Raw genomic sequence first — 21,124 nt, forward strand, 5'->3', positions numbered from 1 at the left:
CCGTGCCGCATGGGCCGGTGAACGACAGCGCGCCTCAGCCGAGTTCACCACCATCCAGCGGATAGACCGGACGTCGCACGCGCTTGTATTTCCGCGCGCCGATATTGGCGCTGCTCAGGCCATCGCCGTCGATCTCGACGACCTCGGACGCGATCGGGCCGAAGGCGGCGCGGAAATGCTGCTGCGATTTGACGACGACGATCTGGTAATCGGAAGGCTCGATGCCGACGGCGCGGAAGAGGTTGCGGTCGAGCATCTGTTGGCGTTCGCTGCAGATGAGGATGTCGATGCCCGCGACGTGAAAGCGCACGCTCGGCCCCATCGTCGCCGGCAGCCCCTGAAACATCGGCCCCTCGAACACGATCCTGCCGTCGGAGATCGCCTCCACCCTGCCCCGGACCCTAATCGGCCCGCCGCCGACGGCGGGGTCGATCTTGCAGCCGAGCGTCACTTCACGCGTCGCACCGATACCGGCAGAGATCAGCTCGGCCGCTGCCTCCGGGTCGCAGAGCGCGCCGAAGGCCGCCCTCTCGACGCCGATCTCCAGCAGTCGCGCGAGCACGCAGGTGGAATCGCTATAGGCGCCACAGCCGGGATTGTCGGAAAAATCGGCGATGACCAGCGGCCCGGCGCGATCTTTCGCTGAATGCGCCGCGACGATGCCGGGCAGCGCGTCGAGTGGCAGCTGCACGTCCTGGTGCTCGCGTCGGTCCCAGATCTCGCGGCAGAGGCGCGCGGCCTCGGCTTCCGCCTCTTCGGCCCCCACCCGGTTGCGGTCGTAGCAGATGACGGCCGATGGGCCGGTGTTGAAGATATCGGCATCGTAGAAGCCGGCGTTGATCGAGGTCGCGAGCATGCCGTCGCGGGCGGCGATCTCGTCGGCAATTTCCAAAAGCTCGGTCATGGCGCAGGCATGGGTCGTGCGCCCGTCGTTGCAGCCGTTCAGCATCGGCGGCTGGCGGATGGCGAGCGCCGGGCGGACTTCGCCACGCATGGCGCGGTTCAAGAGCGCACCGGCCTTGTGGGCGCATTCAGCCATGTCGACATGCGGATAGGTGCGGAAGGAGACGGCGATATCGAGCAGGCCGGCCATCTCGGGTGCCGAATTGGCATGCAGGTCGAAGGTCGCGGCGATTGGAAGCTCCGGCCCGACAATGCCGCGCACCACCTCCAGCAACTGGATCTGCGCATCGTCCGCCGTTTCCGTGCACATGGCCCCATGGAAGACGATGAACACGCCGTCGAGCCTTTCGCCATCAAGCGCGCTTTGGAGATCAGCGACGAAGCGCTGCCGCATCGCCTCTTCTATCCTGCCGCCGGGCTCGGCCCGCGCCGCCACGGTATAGACCGGTTGCCAGCCATAGCGCTCGCAGCAGTCGATGAAGCCGCCGATCTCCGAATTGGTGCCGCGGCAATGGCTTTCGATCTCGGCGCCGACGAAATAGTGGCACGCCTCGAAGTCCCTGAAGCCGGTCTTGAGCTTCGAGAACGTGTTGGTTTCCTGGTTGAATTCGAGAACGGCGACCCTGAAGCTCATTGCATGCACTTTCATCTTCGGATTGGAGAAGGAGACGGGCGCCGGGGAAAACGCGAAACCCCGGCGCCGCGCCTGTCCGCCTGACTAGCGATGCATCGAGCGCAGCACGCGGCAGGCGAATTCTGGGCAAGCGGCCCACGGCCGCTTCACCTCTGACAACGGGTTGCTGGTCATTCGACGAGCGCGTGGCCAGGCAGCCTTACGCGCATCCGGTCGGGGCTCTCCCTCACTGCTCGGATCGGGATTTGCCCCTCACCCTAACCCTCTCCCCGCAAGCGGGGAGAGGGAACGAGAGCGAGCCGCGAACGTGCGCACGCGGGGCACTCCGCCGCCGCCAGAGAAAACCGCGAACGTGGGAGGTTACGGGCGAGCGGGTCCGGCAGCATCCCTTCTCCCCGCGAGCGGGGAGAAGGTGGCCGGCAGGCCGGATGAGGCCGGAACCTCAAACCTCGGCAGGCAAAGCCGCAAACCTCAGCGGAAATACTCGCTCGTGGTCTTCGGCTTCGCCATGATGTCGAAGTCGAAATACTGCTTGCGGATCTTGTCGTAGGTGCCGTTTTCCATGATCGTCTTCAGGCCGGCATTGAGCTTGGCGAGCAGCGCCTCGTCGCCCTTGCGCACCGCCATCGCGTTGCCTTCGGCCGTGTCGAGCACGAAGCTCTCGCCGACGAAGGCACAGCAGCCGCTTTCTTCCTTGGCGAGCCATTCGGTAAAGGCCATCTGCCCTTCGAGGATCAGGTCCAGCCGGCCGTTTTCCATGTCGAGAAACACTTCGCTCATCGTCGGATAGAGCTTCACTTCACTGTCTGGAAAGAACTCCTGCAGCGCCTCGACCGCGACCGAGCCGGACTGCGTGCCGATCACCTTGCCCTTCAGCGCCTCGGGCGAGATGTCCTTGAGACCCAGATCCTTGCGGGCGACGAAGCGCATGGCGTTGAAGTAATAGGGATTGGTGAAATCGACCTGCGTCTTGCGGTCCGGATTGATCGCCATCGAGGCGATCATCACGTCGAACTTCTTGGCCTGAAGTGCCGGAATGATGCCCGCCCACTCGTTGGTGCTCCAGACGCAATCGACCTTGATCTCGGCGCAGACCGCCTGGCCGATATCGTAGTCGAAGCCTTTGATCTCGCCGGCCGCGGTCACGTAGTTGAACGGCGCGTAATCGCCCTCCGTGCCGATCGCCAGCGTTTCGGCACTGGCAGTGCCGACCATAAGCAGCGTGGCAACGACCGATGCGGTCATGAACTTCTTTATCATTTCGTTCCCTCTGTCGTTCCCGTCGGCCGGACAGGAAGCCTCAACCGCAAGGACATTCGGGTCGCACCCGACATGCCAATCTGCGCGAAACTGCCTGGATTTTCGGCCGATTTCAGTTTTCGTTTTGCTTTATTATGCTTCGACAATGCGGGAGCGAGCGGACCTTCGCAATGTGAAAGAAATCATTCCAGCCATCGAAAAAATTCATGCTAGGTTACCGGCGATCCTGACCCCGGAGAAGCGGATGCGTGACCTGCCGAGCCTCAAATCCCTGCGCGCCTTCGAGGCGGCCGCGCGCAACGGCAGCCTGACGGCGGCCGCCGACGAGCTCTGCATCGGCCAGGGAGCGATCAGCCACCAGATCAGGAATCTGGAGCTTAACCTCGGCCTTCGGGTCTTCGTCAGAAAGCAGCACGGCGTCGAATTGACGCCGGAAGGCGGGCTGCTCTATGCCTCCTGCCAGCGCGCCTTCGACGATCTCGAGGGCGTGGTCCAGCACATCCGCCCACGCACGAGCGACAAGATCCTGCGGGTCCGTGTCGGGCCGTTCTTCTCGATGAAGGTGATCGCGCCGCGCATCTCGGAGTTCCTCGCCGCCAATCCCGGCGTGCAGATCCACCTTTCCCACCTCGAAACCATCACCGCCGGCACCGGCCCGGCCGACGTGATCATCAATTACTGCCTGCAGCCGCCACCCGGCCGCTTCGCCCGCAAACTGCTGCGCGAACGCCTGGTTCCCGTCTGCGGCCGCGACCTCTGGCAGAGGCAGGAAGACAAGCAGGCGCTGCTTTCCGGCAACCGGCTGCACTACCGCGCACTGTCGGAATGGCAAAGCTGGATCACCTCCTCGGGCCTGGCGCTGCCGCGCAGCCATCAGGACCTGATCTTCGACGACCAGCACATCATTCTCGAAGCGGTGAAGGAGGGCCAGGGCGTGGCCTTGATCGACCGCACCATGGTGGAATACGAGCTGAAGACCGGTCAGATCTGCCTGGTGCACGACCACTTCTACGAACCCGCAGAAACCTACCAGTTCGTCTGCCAGGAGGAACTGTTGCGCACCAAACCGGTGACGAAGAGTTTTCTCAACTGGCTGATCGCGGAGATCGAGACACGCGAGCGGCAGATGGCAGGAGGCGGCGCCGGTCACAGCGAGTAGTGCAGCGAGGTCGCGCGCCCGCGCCCCTCTCCCCATCCCTGCAAAGGCCGCAAAGGTAGAGGGGCCAGCCGCCTATTGGACGGCTGGCCGACAGAGTAGTTGTTACGGCGTGACGATGTTGAACCAGAATTCGAAGTTGTCCATCATCGACATCACCTGCACGAGTTTGGCGCTGTCCCCGTCAACCTTGATCTTGCCGTCGGACATCGCCTTGTCGAGTGTGGTCTCGCCGAGCACGATGCTATCAAGGCTGGCGCGCTCCAGCGTGACCGTGGCGTCTGCCTTCTCCGCTTGCAGGTCAGGGGTGTTGTTGAGCACCCCGTTTTCGAGCTGGACGAGGTATTTTCCGTCCTTTTCGCCGAAGTCGAAGTTGAGCGTGATCCTGCTATCGCCGGCTTTCTCGCGGTTCAACCGAACGCCGAGATAGTCGAAGAACAGGTCGAGCGACATCGCGCGAACCGTGTCCGGGCTGGCGGTGCTTGGCGTTCCTGCCTTCACCAGTCCGTTGCGCAGTTCCTGTGCGCCCGACAGGTAGAAATTGCGCCACGGGCCGGATTCCGCCTGGTATCCCATCTGCTCCAGCGCGTCGGCCACCAGATCCTTGGCCGCCTGGTTGCTGGGGTCGGCGAAGACCACATGGTTTACGACCTCGGCGACCCAGCGATAGTCGCCCTTTTCATAGGACTTTTTCGCCTTCTCCAGGACGGCGTCCGCTCCGCCCATGAATTCGACATACTGCTTGCTGGCGTCGACCGGCGGCAGTTCGTGAAGGGTCGAGGGATTGCCGTCGAACCAGCCGAGATAGAGCACGTAGGTTGCCGCAACGTCATGGTAGACGGATCCGTAATAGCCGCGGTTCGCCCAGAAGGTCGACAGGCTGTCGGGAAGCTTGAAGGCCTCGGCGATCTCCCGCATCGTCATGCCCTGGTTGGCCATGCGCAGGGTCTCGTCGTTGATGTAGCGGTAGAGGTCGCGCTGCTTCGACAGGAGAGCGACGACCTTGTCGTTACCCCAGTTCGGCCAATGGTGCTGGGCGAAAATGACTTCCGCCTTGTCGCCCCACATCACCAGCGCCTGGTTGAGATATTTCGACCAGGGCAACGGCTCGCGGATCTTGGCGCCGCGCAGCGAGTAGGTGTTGTGCAGAGTATGGGTCGCGTCCTCTGCAGCGGCGATCGCCTTCTTTTCTTCGATATACCAGAGCATCTCCGAGGGTGCCTCGGATCCCGGAGCCATCAGGAATTCGTAGGTCAGCCCGTCGATCGTTTTTTTCTCGCCGGTCTTGGTGATGATGTCGGTCGGCGGGATCAGGGTCACGGTGCCTGCGGAGGTCGTCGTGCCGAGGCCGGCGCCCACTTGCCCCTTCGGATCGGGCGGCAGCAGATTGCCATACATATAGCTCGCGCGCCGGCTCATCGCCGTTCCCGCCATGACGTTCTCCGCGACGGCGGCTTCAAGGAAGCCTTCCGGGGCATAGATCTTGACCTTGCCGGAGGCGACGTCGGCTTCGTCGACCACGCCGCGCACGCCGCCATAGTGGTCGACATGGCTGTGGGTGTAGATCACCGCCTTCACCGGCTTGTCGCCGCGATGCTTGCGGTAGAGTTCAAGGCCGACCTTCGCCGTCTCTGCCGACACCAGCGGGTCGACGACGGTGATGCCCTCCTTGCCCTCGATGATCGTCATGTTGGAAAGGTCGAGGTTGCGCAGCTGATAGATACCGTCGGTCACCTCGAAGAGGCCGCTGATGTTGATCAGCTGCGATTGCCGCCAGAGACTGGGGTTGACGGTGTCGGGTGCCGGCGCCCCTTCCTTGATGAAGCCGTATTGCTGCGGGTTCCAGACGGGATCACCGCCCTCGGTCTTGACGATCTCGGCGGGCAGCGGCGCAATCAGTCCGCGCTTGGCGTCCTCGAAATCGCTGGTGTCATTGAACGGCAGCTGCTTGAGCAGTTCCGCGTTGGCGGCCTTCGTCGCCTCGGTGGCGTCCTTCTGCGGGCTTTGGGCTTGAGCAGACACTGCACCGGCCGCCACCAGCGCGATGATCGAAAGGCCTGACAAATAACGCTGAATTCGCATTCTCACTTCTCCTGTTTTGTTCGGATGAAAGTGCCGGGCGACGTGGTCGCCTGGATGAGACTGCACTTGAAGAAGGCGTCGAAGCGCTTTCTCGCAACAGCCGTCGCTGTCGGGATCGATCAACTACCAATTATGATCGGACGGGAAGTACGTAACTGTTAATTGTAACCTTGGCCGACGCGCTTTGCCTAAGCCAGCGATCGCGAGTGCCCCTTCTGGGGCAAGCGACGGCAAAGTGTCGGAAGACACCGCACATACAAGAGCATTTTCCGATCGTTCCGGTGCCCCGTTGAAACCTTGAGGCCATCCGGCCGTTAGACAGATGCCCAACGAATACCGAGGTTTATCCATGGAAGAACATGCGATGGAAGAAGCCGTAAGGGCGTTGTTCACGCGCTACGAAGCCACGTTTGGCCGCGCCCTCGCCGGAAAGGTCGAGATGGACGAGGTCCTGACCCTCTACGCCTCGGATTTCATCGCCGCCTCGCCGACCGGGGTGACGTCGGGAAAGAACGACGACGCGCTTCGACAGGTAATGGCGAAGGGCTACGAGCACTACCGGGCGATCGGCACCCGGCAGATGAAGCTGCGCGATCTCCGCCTCTCTCCGATCGATGACTGCCATTGCATGGCGCATGCCGCCTGGACGGCCACCTATGCCCGAAAGGGCCAGGCGGATACGTCGATCGATTTCGACGTCCACTACCTCGTCCAGGTCGTGGGTGGAGAGGCAAAGGTCTTCGGCTGGATCTCCGGCGACGAGCAGGCGCTGCTGAAGGAACACGGCATCATCTGACGTCCGCCCGCAGGCCGGTCAGCAGCGTGGAAGCAACAGTCCCGGCTGCCGCCGGCATGCCGGCAGCGGCAAGCCCGCAACTCTCATCCCGCCTGCTGCGCCCCATGCGCGTGGATGACCGCATCCGCTTCCTTGCCGTAGAGCTCCTCGAAATGGTCGAAGCTCTTGGAGAAGTAGCCGATGCCTTGTGTGGCCGCCCTTAGCGCCCGGGCGAGATCGTCGAGCGCCGATCCCGGCACCAGGGCGCGAAAGATGTCCCAGCCCTTGGCGGTCTCGTCGCGGTCGAAGCCGAGCACCTGGCCCTTGTAGGTGGAGACGATCGGCACGAGGCTGCCGGAATAGATCGAGGGGATGTGGATCTCGATGCGGATGACCGGTTGCATCAGCACGGCTGAAGCCTGCGACAGCGCCTGGCGCACGCCCATCTTGGCGGCCGCGCGGAAGGCGAAGTCGTTGCTGTCGACCGAATGGTGCTGGCCGTCGGTCAAGGTCACGCCGACATCGATCACCTGAAAGCCGAGCGGGCCCTTCTCCATCGCCTCGCGGGCGCCGGCCTCGATCGCCGGGATGAAGTTGCGCGGCACCGCCCCGCCCTTCACCGTTTCGGCGAAGGAGAAGCCTGTCCCGCGCTCGTTCGGGTGCACGCTGAGCTTGACGTCGGCGAACTGCCCGGCGCCGCCCGTCTGCTTGCGGTGGCGGTAGTGCACGTCGGAGGGCTTCAGCACCGTTTCGCGATAGGTCGGGCTCGGAGATTTGTCGGTGACGCCGACATGGAAGACGTCGGCGAGCGTCCTGCAGAGATCGCGCAGATGCATCGGCCCCTGCACGCAGACGAGCTGGGCGCCGGTTCCCTCCTCCTGCATGACGGCAAGCCCGCGGTCGGTCTCGGCGAGCTTGGCGAGCGTGCCGGAAAGCTTGGTCTCGTCGCGCTCGCTGTCGGGCACCAATATGCGCTCCAGCATCGGCGTCGGCGGCACCGTCCAGTCCGGCGCTTCCGCTGTGGTGTTGGCGGCAAGCAGCGCCGGCACCGGCAGGTGCTCGGATTTGACCGCCGCGATGATCGCGCCCGCCTCTGGCGTGGCGTTCGGCAGCGGCTTTCCGGTTGCCGGATCCTGCAGCGAGCCGAGGCTGCCGCCGCCGAGCGCCGAGCCCTGCTTGATCCCCGATGTCAGCGCCCTCACCAGCACGGTCTTGCCGACATTGGCGCGGTGGTAGGCGTGGAAGCTCACGGCGGAGAGTGCTGCCTCGGCCATCGGACCGGCCGCCGCCAGTCTTTTTCGCAGCGCCTCGACATCAGGCGCCTCATGGCGCAGCGCCTTCATCAGCCGCAGGATGCCGTTGGCATGGCTCGCAGAGCCGACGAGCACCGGGATGATCCGGTTTTCCTTCAGCAGCCGCGTGGAGATCGCATAGATCGTGTCGCTCGCCGGCGCCCGGTCCTCGATCAGCTCTTCGAGCAGCCAGTCGTCGAATTCGGAGAAATGTTCGAGAAGCTCGGCGCGCGCCTCCTTCTCCCGCTCCATCACCGTATCGGGAATCTCGACCAGCGCCGAAGTCTGCCCTTCACGGTAGCGCCAGGCACGCTCGGAGATCAGGTCGCAGGTGCCGACGATCTTGTCACCTTCGCGGATCGGTACCTGGCGCAACAGCAGCATGTGGCCGGAATAGTCCTGCAGCGCCGCGATCACGTCACGCAGCCGCGCCCGCGGTTCGTCCATGCGGTTGATGAAGAGAATGCAGGGCGTGCCGGAGGCCTCGATGACCTTGAGATAGGGTGCGGCCAGCACGGCCTCTTCCGGCGTCGGCGAGACGCAGAGCACACAGGCGTCGCTGGCGATCAGCGCATGTTGCGCGTGGCCTAGCGCCTCGGTTCCGCCGGGCGCATCCAGCGCGCACCAGGGTTCGCCGCCAAACTCGAATTCCGTGAGGTTCAGTCCATAGGGTGAAACAGCTTTTCTGGAGGCCCCCTCCAGACCGGCCAGCTTTTCTACCAGCGTGGTCTTTCCGGTCTGTGAGGGCCCAAGTACCGTGAAGCAGCGCATCGGCGATCCTCCCCTGTCGCGATTGCCAATACATGTCTCCTCAAAACGGCGTCGATTTAAGGACAAAGACATGCAGCAGATCAAAGGACTACGGCGACCTTTGCGCGCCTGATGAAGACGCGGTGCCGTAGAGGCGCCGAGCGTTACGACACCCTTCCCTCTATTAATTCTAGGGCAGCTTTTGCGCTTTCAATGGCTGTGCGCAAAATCGGCACAGATCCGGCGCCCGCCGCCGCATTTATCAGCTTCGCTCGGCGTCAAAATCCGATTGTTTATGCAAACCGGTTGTGAAATTATATCATTTATCGAGATCGACAATCGAAAGCGTGGCGCTAGTTCTATCGCAACGCCATCGGCCCATTGGACCCGTCCGAACCGGAGACCCTCCGCATGTCCCTCACACTCTACCAGCATCCGCTCGCATCCTTCTGCCATAAGGTGCTGATTGCGCTTTATGAGAACGAGACGCCCTTCAAGAGCAGCCTTGTCGATCTGCTGGATCCGGAGGAGGCAGCGCGCTTCGCCGCACTCTGGCCGGTCGGCAAGATGCCGGTTCTCACCGATAGCGCCCGTGACGTTGTGATGCCGGAAACGTCGATCATCATCGAATATCTCGATCGCCATTATCCCGGCCGCCAGCGGCTGATCCCCGATGATCAGGACACCGCGCTGAAGGCGCGGCTTTGGGATCGCTTCTTCGATCTCTATATCCATGTGCCCATGCAGAAGATCGTCACGGACACGCTGCGCGCATCCGGCGAAAACGACCACCGCGGCGTCAGCGACGCCCGCGCGGCGCTTGGCCTTGCCTATGGCATGGCCAACAAGCACTTCGCTGACAACACATACGCCGCCGGTGATGCCTTCAGCCTTGCCGATTGCGCCGCGACGCCCGCACTCTTCTATGGCGGCATCGTCGAGCCCTTCGATGAGAAATACCCGCACCTCTCGGCCTATTTCGAGCGCCTGCTGGAGCGCGCCTCCGTGCGCCGTGTGCTCGCCGAAGCGCGGCCCTATTTCCACATGTTCCCATACAGGAACCTGATGCCGCCGCGCTTTGTCGATATGTAGGCGCGCAATTCACCCTACAGCCCGCGTCAGACGCGCAAAGGTCGCCGTATCGCGTTGAAGTCAGGCATCCGAGCGGCGCCATGTGGCGCCGAAGTGCTGCTCCAGCCACATGGCGCTCTCGAACAAAGCCGTCTCGTCGGAAATACCGCTGCGGAGCTGACCCGTGAGCTGGCGCGCCAGCCGATCGGCGCGCTTTCCATAACGTGGGATGTTGCACCAGATGCACACCCGATCGAAGGTGCGTTGAAGCATGTCGAGTTCGTCCGGGCTGATCTGGCCGTCCACTTCGCCTGCGATCTCGTGTATCAAGACCTCCCGGCTCCCGTGGACGAGCTTGTCAGCGTTTTCCCGAGACACCGATCTCAGCTCGAAACCGATCGTGTATTTCAGGGCTCCGGCCTCACGGATCCCCCGCTGGTAGCAATTGAGGATGCGTTTTGCGATTGTGGACGCGGCCTCGCAATCTCGCGTCAGGCCGCGCTCACGCAGAATGTCACCGAAGATCTGATCTATCTCGTTCATTTCGTGGGGGAGAAGCATCTTCGCGGAATACATCGCGCGACCTCCTGAACTGGGGCGAAAGCGCGATGATCTTCCAGCCGCCGGGGCCCTTAGCACAGCCCAGCGATAACGACAGTATGCGCCGATCCGGCGACAAAGCAACTCCGGCTGCGCCCGAGGCCGAAAGAGCCGGCGCAGCAGGCGCTGACGAAGCTTACTTCACCTGCGCCGGTGGCGTGCCGATCGGGAAGGCAACGGTGACGAAACCGGCGGTACCTTCCGGCCGGTTCTTGGCGCCGAATTCCTGGAAGACCTTCAGCGTCAGCGACACCGGCGTCTCGGCCATCTTGAAATTGTAGCCCATGGTGCCGCCAATCGCGGCGATACGGCCCTTGAAGGGGCCGAGCCTTGCGCCGGCGCCGCTGTCGCCAGTCACCTGCTGGTAGAAATAGCCCGCGACACCGGCGGAAAATTCCGGATTGAAGTGCTGGGTGACCGCCCATTCCGCGTGGAATTCCGTACCCGTGCGATAATCGGTCGCCGGGTTCTCACCGTTGAAGGTGAAGCCCGCCGCACCCGAAAGGTCGAGGCCGGTTTCCGGATTGAACCAGGTGCCGGCGAGCGTGAAGTCACCCGCCCAGCGATTGAACGACAGGTTGGCGAGCTGACCCTTCTGGTAATCGCCGATCGGCACGTTGACCGTGGCGTTCGCCGTCCAGTGAAAATCGCCCTCGTGCCAGCCGAGTACGGCGCCGAACACGGGATCGCCGATCGTGAAGATCGAGTCGCTGACAGAGGCCGAGCGGCCGGCCCTGGGGGCGGAAAGCGTGGCCTCGACGTTGGGGCCGCCGAAAGGCACGATCGCCGTGAAGCCGAGATTGCCGCCCATCACTTCCTCGGGCAGGACCCAGAGGCCGGTGACGAAGTCGCCAAAGAGCTTCGCATCGACTTCGCCGACAATCTCGCCGCCAAGCGGAAGCTGCTTGTTGCCCTTGAGCTCGCCGAAATAGAAATAGGTATCGTTCTGGATGTAGTGTCCGGGCGGTGCCAGCAGGCCGGCCATCGGGCCGCGCGCACCGAGCAGATAGAAGCCGGCGCCGTTTTCAGCCGCATTCGCCGTCGAAGGCGCAACCATGGAACCCAGGCCGGCAACGATTGCCGATGCGGACAGCAAACTCTTCGCAACGCTCATCGAGTGATTCCCCTCATCTCTCGGCCGGGACGATACCATTTCACCGTGTGCAAGCCAGCCCTAAGAAACAGGAGCCTCACCAAGCGTGAACATCCGTTTGCAGGGTGTTGCAGGCGTACACACCTTGCCCGGCCGGAACACGCTGCTACCTTACGGCCAGAAACACGCTCGGCTTGATCCACAACGGTGGCTTGCGTCCCGTTCCGTTCTGCCTGCACCAGCAAAGGACCCGCGACCATGGAATACCGGCTGCTCGGCCGCTCCGGCCTGAAAATCTCCACGATCACCATGGGCACGATGACCATCGGCGGGCGCGGCAAGTTCGCAGAGGTCGGCAACGTCGGCCTCAAGGAGGCGAGCCGTTACGTCGATCTTTGCCTCGATGCCGGTGTCAACCTGATCGACACGGCCGACATCTACTCGACCGGCGCCTGCGAGGAGATCATCGGCGACGTGCTCGGCGGCAAGCGCAAGAATGGCGTGCTGGTTGCAACCAAAGCGCGTTTCTCCATGGGGCCTGGACCCAACGACGGCGGCCTCTCGCGCCAGCACCTGATCGCCGCCTGCGAGGCGAGCCTGAAGCGGCTGAAGACCGACGTCATCGATCTCTACCAGGTGCATGAATGGGACGGCCTCACACCGCTCGAAGAGACGATGGAGGCGCTCGACAGCCTCGTTCGAAGCGGCAAGGTTCGCTACATCGGCTGCTCCAATTTTTCCGGCTGGCACATCATGAAGGCGCTCGGCATCAGTGCGCTCGAAGGCCGGCAGCGCTTCGTCAGCCAGCAGATCCACTACACGCTGGAGGCGCGCGAGGCCGAATACGAGCTGATGCCGATCTCGATCGACCAGGGGCTCGGCGTGCTCGTCTGGAGCCCGCTTGCCGGCGGCCTGCTCTCCGGCAAGCACCGCCGAAACGAAACGCCCGAGGGCACCCGCCAGCTCGCCGGCTGGAAGGAGCCGCCGATCCGCGACGAAGAGCGGCTGTGGAAGATCGTCGACATGCTCGTTGCCATCGCCGGCGAGCGCGGCGTGTCGCCGGCGCAAGTGGCGCTTGCCTGGCTGATCGGCCGCAAGGGCGTCACCTCGGTCATCATCGGCGGCCGCACGGATGTGCAGTTCTCGGACAACCTCGCCGCCGCCAACCTGAAGCTGTCCGACGAGGAACGCGAACTGCTCGACGCCGTCAGCCTGCCGCCGGTGATCTACCCCTATTGGCACCAACTCTGGACCGCGAAGGACCGTCTCGGCGAGGCCGATCTGTCGCTGCTGGGGCCGCATCTGTAGAGGGCGGTTCCCTATCCGGCCCGCCAACGCTCCTTCGGCATTATGGAGCAAGTGCCATTGAAGGCGGCACTCCCTTAGCGTCGCCAGATGACCGCCGCGGTGGTATCATCAACCGGCATGGTCGCGGTGTCGGGCAGCCGGATTGTGCATGTCGCGTCAATCGCCTGGGGTTCATTCGGCGGATCTCCTGAGGGGGAGACAGCCATGGCAACTGCAAGAGCAGAGCGGCGGCTGGCCGCGATCCTGGCCGCTGACGTCGTCGGCTATTCCCGCCTCGTCGAACATGACGAGGCTGGGACGTTGTCGGCTCTCAAGGATCTGCGCCGGGTGGTGATCGATCCGCTGCTCGCCGAGCATCAGGGCCGGATCGTCAAGCTGATGGGCGACGGTGCGCTCGTGGAGTTCGGCTCGGTCGTCGATGCCGTGGCGTGCGCGGTCGCCATCCAGAAGGGGGTAACCGAGAACCAGGCCGATGTCGCGCGGGAGCGACGCATCATCTTTCGGATCGGCGTCAATCTCGCGGATGTGATCCATGAGGTTGATGGGGATCTCTACGGCGATGGCGTCAACATCGCCGCCCGCCTCCAGACCGTGGCGGATCCAGGCGGCATCTGCATCTCCGGCACGGCCTACGATCACCTCCAGGGCAAGCTTGACTGCGACTACGAGTATCTCGGCGAACGCGCGCTCAAGAACATGGACCGGCCGGTGCGGCTGTACCGCCCCGTTCTGGAAAGGACGACCGCACAAACGGCATCGCCGAGGCCCGCACTTCCGGACCGACCATCCATTGCCGTGCTGCCGTTCAACACCATGAGCGCCGACCCGGAGCAGGACTTCTTCAGCGATGGGCTCACCGAGGACATCACGACCGCGCTGTCCAAGCTCAAGGGCTTCTTCGTGATCGCCCGCAACACGATGTTCACCTACAAGGGAAAGCCCGTGGATGTGCGCGCCATCGGGCGCGAACTCGGGGTCCGCTATATTCTGGAGGGGAGTGTCCGCAAGGCCGGCAACCGGATGAGAGTGAGCGCGCAGCTCATCGATGCGGCCTCCGAAGTCCATCTCTGGGCCGAGAGGTACGACGGCGACCTCGGCGACATCTTTGCCATTCAGGACGAAATCACCGCAAGCGTCGTCGGCCGCATCGGGCCGGAACTGCTCGCGGCAGAGCATGCCCGCGAAAGTCCCAAGCCGCATCATGGCCTTGATGCCTGGGAGTGCGTCGTGCGGGCGGTGTTCCTATGTTCGCAATTGTCTGAGGAGAGCAGCGAAAAGATGCTCCCCCTGCTCGACCGGGCAATCGGACTGGCTCCCGGTTATGCCCAGGCGCTCGCCATGAAAGGCTGGATTACCATGTGGCGCGCGTTCCAGGGGTGGGAGGACATGGGGTACGCCCTGGCCGTTGGCAGGGATTTCGTCCAGCAAGCCATTGCCGCGGACGACAAGGAACCGTGGACCTACCTTGCGCAGGCGATGATCGCCTTTGCCACGCGTGACAATGTTCTGGCAATGGCGGCAATCAGCCAGGCTGTCGCGATCAATCCCAACTCCGCGTTTGCACACGGCCAGTTGGGACTTGCGCATGCCAACGGGGGCCGCGCAGCGGATGCCATTCCTTGCATCGACTACGCCCTCAGGCTGAGCCCGCGCGAGGCTTTTCTCGGCGACTTTCAGTTTTACTACGCCATGGCCTATTTCCAGGGCGCGAATTACGAGCTTGGGTTGAGTTACGCGCGAGAGGCGCATCGCTTGCGATCCGGCCACGCGGTTCCGCTGATCATCGGCACGGCCTGTGCCGGGCTTCTGGACAACCAGGAGGCTGCCAAGGACCTGCTCGGACGGCTGAAATCGATCGTTCCCGACATCTCACGCGACGCTGTCGGAGCAACATCGTCTTTCGTGCGCGCCGAGGATCGCGCGCGCCTGATCGAGGGACTAGCCCGTGCCGGCCTCAATTGACGAGTTGGATTGACCTCGACCGAATGCCGGACAAAGCCGAGCCTCGCCACCGATATCCCTTCGGCAACACTCCACACAGCAAACTCGTCATCGTCCCTTGACTTTCCTCACCACATCGCCATTTCATATCATATGATACATTCAGTCACCGCATAGGAGACGACCATGACCAGCGCTCAACCGGCTTTCGCCCCCGACAGGCAAGCGGCCCGCCAGGAAGAGGCCGTCATCGTCAAGGCCGTGGTCAAAGCCTGTGACCTCTGGCATCTCACCAACAGGGAGGCCGCCCAGCTCTTCGATGTGCCGATCGCCACCTGGAACCGCATGAAAGCGGGGGACTTCAAGGGCAAGCTCGACCAGGACAAGCGCATGCGCGCGAGCCTGATCGTCGGCATCTTCAAGGGGCTGCGCCTCTTCTTCAACGGGCCGCTCACCTACCAGTGGCCGAAGGCGGTCAACACTGGCCCACTGTTCAATGGCCATTCACCGGTCGATCTGATGATCGAAGGCGGCATTCCCATGATGCTGAAGGTGCGGCGCTACCTCGATGGCCTGCGCGGCGGCCTGTGAACGGATGATCCCGGAAATCGATTTCAACGAGCCGGCGACCGTCCGCCTGATCTCGACCGCTTACATAACCGAGCCCGCGGTCAAGCCGCTGGCCGACGATGACGACGAGGTCGAGATCCTCAACCGGCTGGAGGCGATGACCTCGGCGCGGCTGAGCCCGCTTGCCCTGCCCGTCGGCGTCGATCCGGCCGAGCTTCTGAACGAGACCTTCGGCTATGGCTGGTCGCTGATCAATGCCGCCTTCTGCCATGCCCGCCTGCCGGGCAACCGCTTCAATGGCGAGGAGCGTGGCGCCTGGTACTGCGCCTTCGGCCCGGGCGCACTTCAGACCTGCCAGGCGGAGATCGTCTACCACCGGACCCGGGCGCTCCGCGAAGCCGGTAGCTTCCACGATATCGGCCGTTACCGCGAGTTGATCGCCGGCTTCACCTGCCGCTTCCATGACGTGCGCGGCGAAAAGGAAGCCGCCTATCTCTCCCCCGATACCGCTGTCGCCTACCCCGCCGGCCAGGCGCTCGCCGCCACCATTCTTGCCGAAGGCGGTAACGGCCTGATCTATCCCTCCACCCGCGATCCGGAAGGCGAGTGCCTCGCCGTCTTCCGCCCCTCGGTCATCCAAAACGTCCGCCAGGGCCGCACCATCACCTTTCAATGGTCGGGCGCGCCGGAGCCGCGCATGGACGAGGATTGAGCGGCGAACCGGTGTGACCGCGGAGCCGCCAGCGATCCGCAATGTTCCCGCAATGCGCATCCCCGACAAGGGCTCGCCTTTCCGGTTTCTCGCGCTACACTTGCCGAGGCCGGCTTCGGCCTGAATAGAAAACACCTATAAATCAAATTGTTATTGACGCCTTTGCCCCGATGGATATGCGCCGGCACCTGGAAGCCATGCCTCACCTTCTCCTAGGCTGCGAGGAGAGGAAAACGGCCGCACCACGTTCCACTTGACGACCGCCCGTTTCGCGTAGGCTGCGACGCGACCGGCGCGTTCTCCAGGCTTGGGATGTGGCCGTTGCGAGCGCCGCATCGTCCGTTCTCCCCACTGTGGGGAGAAGGCGCCTGCAGGACGGCCGGGAAGCAAAGCGTCGACCATGAGGAACGAATGACGATTACACTTTTGCCCGTGGATGCCGTCGATGCCGAGGTCATCCGAAAGCTCGATGTTCACGAAAACCAGATGAATTTCATCGCCAGCAACGAGGAGTCTCTCGAAGAACTCGCCGAGCGCCCGGAATGCGTGGGTTTTGCCGTCATGGCCGAGGGCGCCCCCGTCGGCTTTGCAATGTATGCGCTCGATCCGGATGACGGCAATCACTGGATCTACCGGCTGATGATCGACGCCCGCCACCAGGGCAAGGGCTATGGCGCCAAGGCGCTGGCCGCCCTGCTCGACCACATGGCCACGATCCCCGAATGCGGCGACATCTATCTCGGCGTCTACCCGGACAACACCCGCGCCCACGCCCTTTACCACCGCTTCGGCTTCCGCGAGACCGGCATGATGCTCGGCGAGGAAAAGGTCATGTGGCTGGATCGCACGTCGAAGTAGACCACGGGGCTGCGTCCCGCTCGGCGCGGATGGGATCAATCCGGTCCCATCCGCGTACCATAACCCTGCCCTCGGCGCGCTACGACGCGACCGGGGCCGCCACCGGCTTCGTCAGGCGCAGGCCGAGCACCAGCAAGCCGCCCAGCGCGTAGACGAAGACGACGGACAGCCAGACGGCGCCCGGCCATTGTTCGCGAACGGCAAAGTAGATGCTCGAAAAGGCGAGCGGGCTGATGATCGAGGCGAGGCTCACGGCCGAGGCCAGCACACCCTGGAACTGGCCCTGCTGGCTCTCGTCGACCTGCCGGGTTGCCAGCGACTGCAGCGCCGGCACGCCGATGCCGCCGAGTGCAAAGACCGGCATGATCGCAAAGATCATCCAGCCCTCGCTCGCAAAGGCCATGACGGTGAGCGCAAGGCATACGCCGGCGATACCCGCCAGAATGGCGCCGCGCTCGCCGAAGAGTTTTACTGCCGGCCCCGGAAGAAACGCCTGGGCAAGCGTCTGGCAGACGCCGAAGGCGCCAAGCGACAGGCCAATCCAGAAGCCGTTCCACTGAAACGTCTCGCTGCCCCAGAGCGCCCAGCAGGTGCCATAGGCTTCTCCCGTGGCGCTGAAGATCAGGAAGAGGAAGACGATCGGCAGCACGCTCTTGACCGAGAACACCCAGCGCAGCGGCTTAAGCGGGTTGAGCGCATGGAGGTCGATCCTCTCCCGGCTCGGTGTGCGCGATTCCGGCAGCACGAGATAGGCGAGGCCCAAGTTGCAGCCGTTCAGCGTCGCTGCGGCGATGAAGGGCAGACGCAGCCAGTGATCGCCGGCAACACCGCCAAGAACAGGTCCGATGATGAAGCCGATGCCGAACATGGCGTTGAACAGGCCGAAGCGCTGGGCGCGCTTGTTCTCGGGCGTGATGTCGGTGATATAGGCTGACGCGACCGACATGTTGGCGCTCGTCAGCCCCGCAATGGCGCGGCCAATGAAGAGCATCCAGAGACTGGGCGCAAAGGCGAGAAACAGGTAGTTGATGGCAGCGCCTGCAAGCGAAATCAGGAGCACGGGCCGGCGGCCCAGCCGGTCGCTGAGCGCCCCCAGAACCGGCGCGAAGATGAATTGCATGACCGCGTAGAGCGCGGTCATGGTGCCGATATAGGGCGCGACGTTTTCGGCCCGGGTAACCTCCTTCAACAGCGAAGGCAGGATGGGAAAAATGAGGCCGATGCCCACGGCATCGAGCACGATGGCAGTGAAAATGACGATGAGAGGTTTCTTCATGATGCGTTCCGATCGACGCAAGCACGCGCACGCCAACAGGCGCCGATGCCTTGCGATTGGGTGACCTGACGATGCAGGCGATAGGTTTTGGGAAACGCTGGCCGATCCGCGCACAAAAGCAGGGATGGCGTGTGCTTGACCGCCTGGACGGGAATTCGTCCACCTGTTTACTCCGCCACTGAGCGGATCAAGGGAGGCAGTCGCTTTTCGCGATGGCAGGCACTTAACACCGGATGGCGGAACGCGGCAAGCCCCACGATATTGCCGCACGAGCCGGCAGAAGCCGCCAGACCTGATGCGTCGGCCCGAACCTCGTGGTTTCGGTAGCGTGCGATGGGAGCAGAAGCGCGCCGCGCTCGGCACGGGCAAATGATCAGCAAGGCCATTTTCGATTACAGTTGGGGCAGAAACCACGACTTCGTTAGTCTGGTCGCCCCACCCGATGACAACGCCTGGAAGCGCTCTTCACCGTGCCGTGTTCAGTTCGGAGACCGGCATGGAGATGGTGCAGCGTAGGCCATCCGGCGTGAGGGTGAAGCTCGATCTTGCCTGAAGTTGATAGGGCAGTGCCCGCTCGATCAGTTCGCGCCCATGCCCCATGCCCTCGCCGGCTTCGGCTGCAGGCGGCATGCGCACGCCGTATTCGTGCCAGTCGATGTGAAGCCAGAGCTTTTGGTCCTGCCCGGCGTCGATGCGCCAGCGAACGGATAGCGTGGCGCCGGCCTGTCCCAGGGCGCCATACTTGACGGCGTTGGTCGCCAGCTCATGCAGCGCCATCGCCAGCGTTTGCGCCGTCGATGAACGCAGCTTTACGCCAGCGGGGCCTTCAAGCCGCACGCGGCCGATATCCGCATCCACCGCCGCCAGTTCCGCCCGGATAAGCTCATCGAAAGCCACTCGCTGCTGGTCGGTCAGGCGCGACAACAGGCCCTGGACCCTGGCCAGCGCCGAAAGGCGACTGTGGAAATGAGCGTAGAAATCCGGCAGGTCCTTGGCTCTGCGCGCGGTGGTCTCGGCAATGGCCCTGACGACCGCCATGAGGTTTCGCGTGCGGTGCTGGAGCTCGGCGACGAGCACCTTCTGGCGGTTTTCCCATTCCCGCCGCTCGGTGGTGTCGGTCATGGCGCCCACCATGCGCACTGCCTGCCCGGCCTGATCGTAGAAGAAGCGGCCGCGCGCCTGCAGCCAGCGAACGGCGCCATCCGGATGCTTCGTGCGAAACTCCGTGACGAACTCGCTGCGCGTCGCCTGCGCCCGCTCCAGCAGGGCTTCGGTCTCCGCCCGGTCGTCCGGGTGAATGCGTGCGGACCAGTTTTCATAGCTCGGCGCCACCTCGTCCACGCCATAGCCCAGCATGCGAAAATGCCCGTCGCTCCAGTGCACGTCTCCAGTCAGGACATTCCAGTCCCAGAGGCCGAGGCCGCCTACCTGCATCGCCGTTCGCAGCCGCTCCTCGCTCGCCCGAAGCGCCATCTCCGCCTGTTCGCGCTCGATCAGGTCGGCCGCCTGACGCGCCACCACGTCCAGCAGCCGCAGCTCCCGCTCCGTCGGCTCGTGAACCTGCTCCCAATGCGTCGACAGCATGCCGATGATCGCGCCACCACGGGAATACAGCGGGGTCGTCTGAATGGCACGAATACCCGCCTGTCGATAGGCAGCAAGGTCCGCGGTTCCACGCATGAATTCCGCGGCCTCGACGTCGGCGACGATGACGCGCTTTCCCGTGTGAAGCGCACGCGCGCACGTGCACCCGGAGCCCAGGCGAACCCATTGCCAGAACTGGGCTGCCTCGTCGCTGAAGCCGCGATGGGAAAGCAGGTTCAACGCGCCGCCCGGTCCCCGGTCGGCATGCAGCATCTGCAGGCTGGCGAATTGCGACCGCATGATGCCGACGGCGCCGTCCAATATGGTCTCGTAGACGGCCTCCGGCCGTCCGTCCTTGATCAGTTCCAGGCTGATGGCCTGCAGCCGCTCGCTGTCTTCCAGCTCGGCACTGATCTGCTGCCGGCTTTGATGATGCGCGATGATCATCGAGGCGGTGCGCGTCAGGTTTTCGGCAACGGCCAGATCGTCCGCAGTCGCCTGCCGCGGCTCTGCGAAAAACATGGCGAAGGTACCGACGACTTTGGACGCAGCCGTTTCGACCGGAAATGACCAGCAGCCACGATAGCCGGATTCCCGCGCAAGCCACAGCCAGGGCTTCCACCTGGGCTCGTCTTCCACGTCGGGCGTGATGAGCGGCTTGCCGAAATCGATGGGAAGGCCGTGGGCGAGCGCGCCCGGCCCGAGCTTGAAGCCGTTGACCCCGCCCGCAAAGGTATCGGGTATGCCCGTGACATAGTTGAGCTCGGTGCCGTCGGCACTGGCGATATAGAAGGCGCAGCGCGCGATCCCGGCCACCTGGCGCAACGCCAGCGCGATCAGGATATCGAGCGAGGCCGTGAGCGGAGCGCCGTTGACGGCGGCCTGGAACGCCTCCATCTGCCCGGTCAGCCAGGCACTGCTGCGCTCGAACTCTTCATGAGCCGCAAGGGACAGGCTTGCGTCGTCGTTCATAATCGAGGCGCTCCCTTTTCAACTTGGGCCCGAGGGCGGAGCGGCAATCGTGGCAGAGATGCTTGCGGCGAGTCCGGACAAGAACCTCCGGGGTCGTCAAGGCGCCATTCGGGCGCCTCTGCGCTTCCCTGTCTATATACCATTTCGGCCCGCCCTTGGCCGAAAACGGCCGAGACGGCAGTTCGTTCCGCCTGACGAAACGTCGCAGCGGCCACGTCAACCTGTCGGCAGTGTCTGCCCGTCACAGGTCACCATTGCAGCCACCGGCCAGCCGGCGCAGTATTCCT

The 21,124-nt window shown here is 63.6% G+C and carries 16 protein-coding genes; 8 read left to right on the forward strand and 8 right to left on the reverse strand.

The window, feature by feature from the left end; translation table 11 throughout:
* Positions 1-34: 34 nt before the first annotated feature.
* Together LAC81_RS10615 and LAC81_RS10620 are read right to left on the reverse strand one after the other, a co-directional pair.
* On the reverse strand, positions 35-1,537 hold the full coding sequence (locus LAC81_RS10615; RefSeq protein ID WP_223724744.1) for a M81 family metallopeptidase: 1,503 nt from the start codon (positions 1,535-1,537) through the stop codon (positions 35-37).
* Positions 1,538-2,008: 471 nt separating this feature from the next.
* Positions 2,009-2,797, reverse strand: a complete 789-nt coding sequence (locus tag LAC81_RS10620; protein WP_223724745.1) for a transporter substrate-binding domain-containing protein — start codon at positions 2,795-2,797, stop codon at positions 2,009-2,011.
* A 244-nt stretch (positions 2,798-3,041) separates the two neighbouring features.
* Here LAC81_RS10620 and LAC81_RS10625 point away from each other — a divergent pair, with 244 nt between their 5' ends.
* On the forward strand, positions 3,042-3,956 hold the full coding sequence (locus LAC81_RS10625; RefSeq protein WP_223724746.1) for a LysR family transcriptional regulator: 915 nt from the start codon (positions 3,042-3,044) through the stop codon (positions 3,954-3,956).
* A gap of 102 nt (positions 3,957-4,058) precedes the next feature.
* On the opposite strand, the gene LAC81_RS10630 is transcribed toward LAC81_RS10625, so the two are convergent.
* Positions 4,059-6,035 carry an alkyl/aryl-sulfatase gene (locus LAC81_RS10630; protein ID WP_223724747.1) on the reverse strand — a complete coding sequence of 659 codons (1,977 nt, stop codon included), beginning with the start codon at positions 6,033-6,035 and terminating at the stop codon, positions 4,059-4,061.
* Positions 6,036-6,399: 364 nt separating this feature from the next.
* Between LAC81_RS10630 and LAC81_RS10635 the strand changes: the two genes are divergently transcribed.
* Positions 6,400-6,831, forward strand: coding sequence for a nuclear transport factor 2 family protein (locus tag LAC81_RS10635; protein ID WP_223727803.1), 432 nt, complete (start codon positions 6,400-6,402; stop codon positions 6,829-6,831).
* An 83-nt stretch (positions 6,832-6,914) separates the two neighbouring features.
* Here LAC81_RS10635 and LAC81_RS10640 read toward each other — a convergent pair whose 3' ends face one another.
* Positions 6,915-8,873, reverse strand: a complete 1,959-nt coding sequence (locus tag LAC81_RS10640) for an elongation factor G (RefSeq protein ID WP_223724748.1) — start codon at positions 8,871-8,873, stop codon at positions 6,915-6,917.
* A 390-nt stretch (positions 8,874-9,263) separates the two neighbouring features.
* Between LAC81_RS10640 and LAC81_RS10645 the strand changes: the two genes are divergently transcribed.
* Positions 9,264-9,944 carry a glutathione S-transferase family protein gene (locus tag LAC81_RS10645; protein ID WP_223724749.1) on the forward strand — a complete coding sequence of 227 codons (681 nt, stop codon included), beginning with the start codon at positions 9,264-9,266 and terminating at the stop codon, positions 9,942-9,944.
* A 60-nt stretch (positions 9,945-10,004) separates the two neighbouring features.
* On the opposite strand, the gene LAC81_RS10650 is transcribed toward LAC81_RS10645, so the two are convergent.
* Together LAC81_RS10650 and LAC81_RS10655 are read right to left on the reverse strand one after the other, a co-directional pair.
* Positions 10,005-10,499, reverse strand: a complete 495-nt coding sequence (locus LAC81_RS10650; RefSeq protein ID WP_223724750.1) for a hypothetical protein — start codon at positions 10,497-10,499, stop codon at positions 10,005-10,007.
* 160 nt (positions 10,500-10,659) lie between these two features.
* Positions 10,660-11,637: a SphA family protein gene (locus tag LAC81_RS10655; RefSeq protein ID WP_223724751.1), complete on the reverse strand. Its 978-nt coding sequence runs from the start codon at positions 11,635-11,637 to the stop codon at positions 10,660-10,662.
* 237 nt (positions 11,638-11,874) lie between these two features.
* On the opposite strand from LAC81_RS10655, the gene LAC81_RS10660 reads away from it, so the two are divergent.
* The 5 genes from LAC81_RS10660 (at position 11,875) to LAC81_RS10680 (ending at position 17,005) form a co-directional block, all read left to right on the forward strand.
* A complete protein-coding gene (locus LAC81_RS10660) occupies positions 11,875-12,924 on the forward strand; it encodes an aldo/keto reductase (protein WP_223724752.1) in 1,050 nt (349 codons plus the stop codon).
* Positions 12,925-13,128: 204 nt separating this feature from the next.
* Positions 13,129-14,886: an adenylate/guanylate cyclase domain-containing protein gene (locus LAC81_RS10665; protein WP_223724753.1), complete on the forward strand. Its 1,758-nt coding sequence runs from the start codon at positions 13,129-13,131 to the stop codon at positions 14,884-14,886.
* A gap of 165 nt (positions 14,887-15,051) precedes the next feature.
* Positions 15,052-15,456 (forward strand): antitoxin Xre-like helix-turn-helix domain-containing protein, encoded by a 405-nt coding sequence (locus LAC81_RS10670; RefSeq protein ID WP_223724754.1) that lies wholly within the window; start codon positions 15,052-15,054, stop codon positions 15,454-15,456.
* Between the two features lie 4 nt (positions 15,457-15,460).
* Positions 15,461-16,147 (forward strand): RES family NAD+ phosphorylase, encoded by a 687-nt coding sequence (locus LAC81_RS10675; protein WP_223724755.1) that lies wholly within the window; start codon positions 15,461-15,463, stop codon positions 16,145-16,147.
* A gap of 411 nt (positions 16,148-16,558) precedes the next feature.
* A complete protein-coding gene (locus LAC81_RS10680) occupies positions 16,559-17,005 on the forward strand; it encodes a GNAT family N-acetyltransferase (protein WP_223724756.1) in 447 nt (148 codons plus the stop codon).
* Between the two features lie 79 nt (positions 17,006-17,084).
* Here LAC81_RS10680 and LAC81_RS10685 read toward each other — a convergent pair whose 3' ends face one another.
* Positions 17,085-18,281, reverse strand: coding sequence for a TCR/Tet family MFS transporter (locus tag LAC81_RS10685; RefSeq protein ID WP_223724757.1), 1,197 nt, complete (start codon positions 18,279-18,281; stop codon positions 17,085-17,087).
* Positions 18,282-18,746: 465 nt separating this feature from the next.
* A complete protein-coding gene (locus LAC81_RS10690) occupies positions 18,747-20,837 on the reverse strand; it encodes a GAF domain-containing protein (protein WP_223724758.1) in 2,091 nt (696 codons plus the stop codon).
* Between the last annotated feature and the right edge of the window lie 287 nt (positions 20,838-21,124).

Source organism: Ensifer adhaerens (assembly GCF_020035535.1).
Lineage (GTDB): Bacteria > Pseudomonadota > Alphaproteobacteria > Rhizobiales > Rhizobiaceae > Ensifer.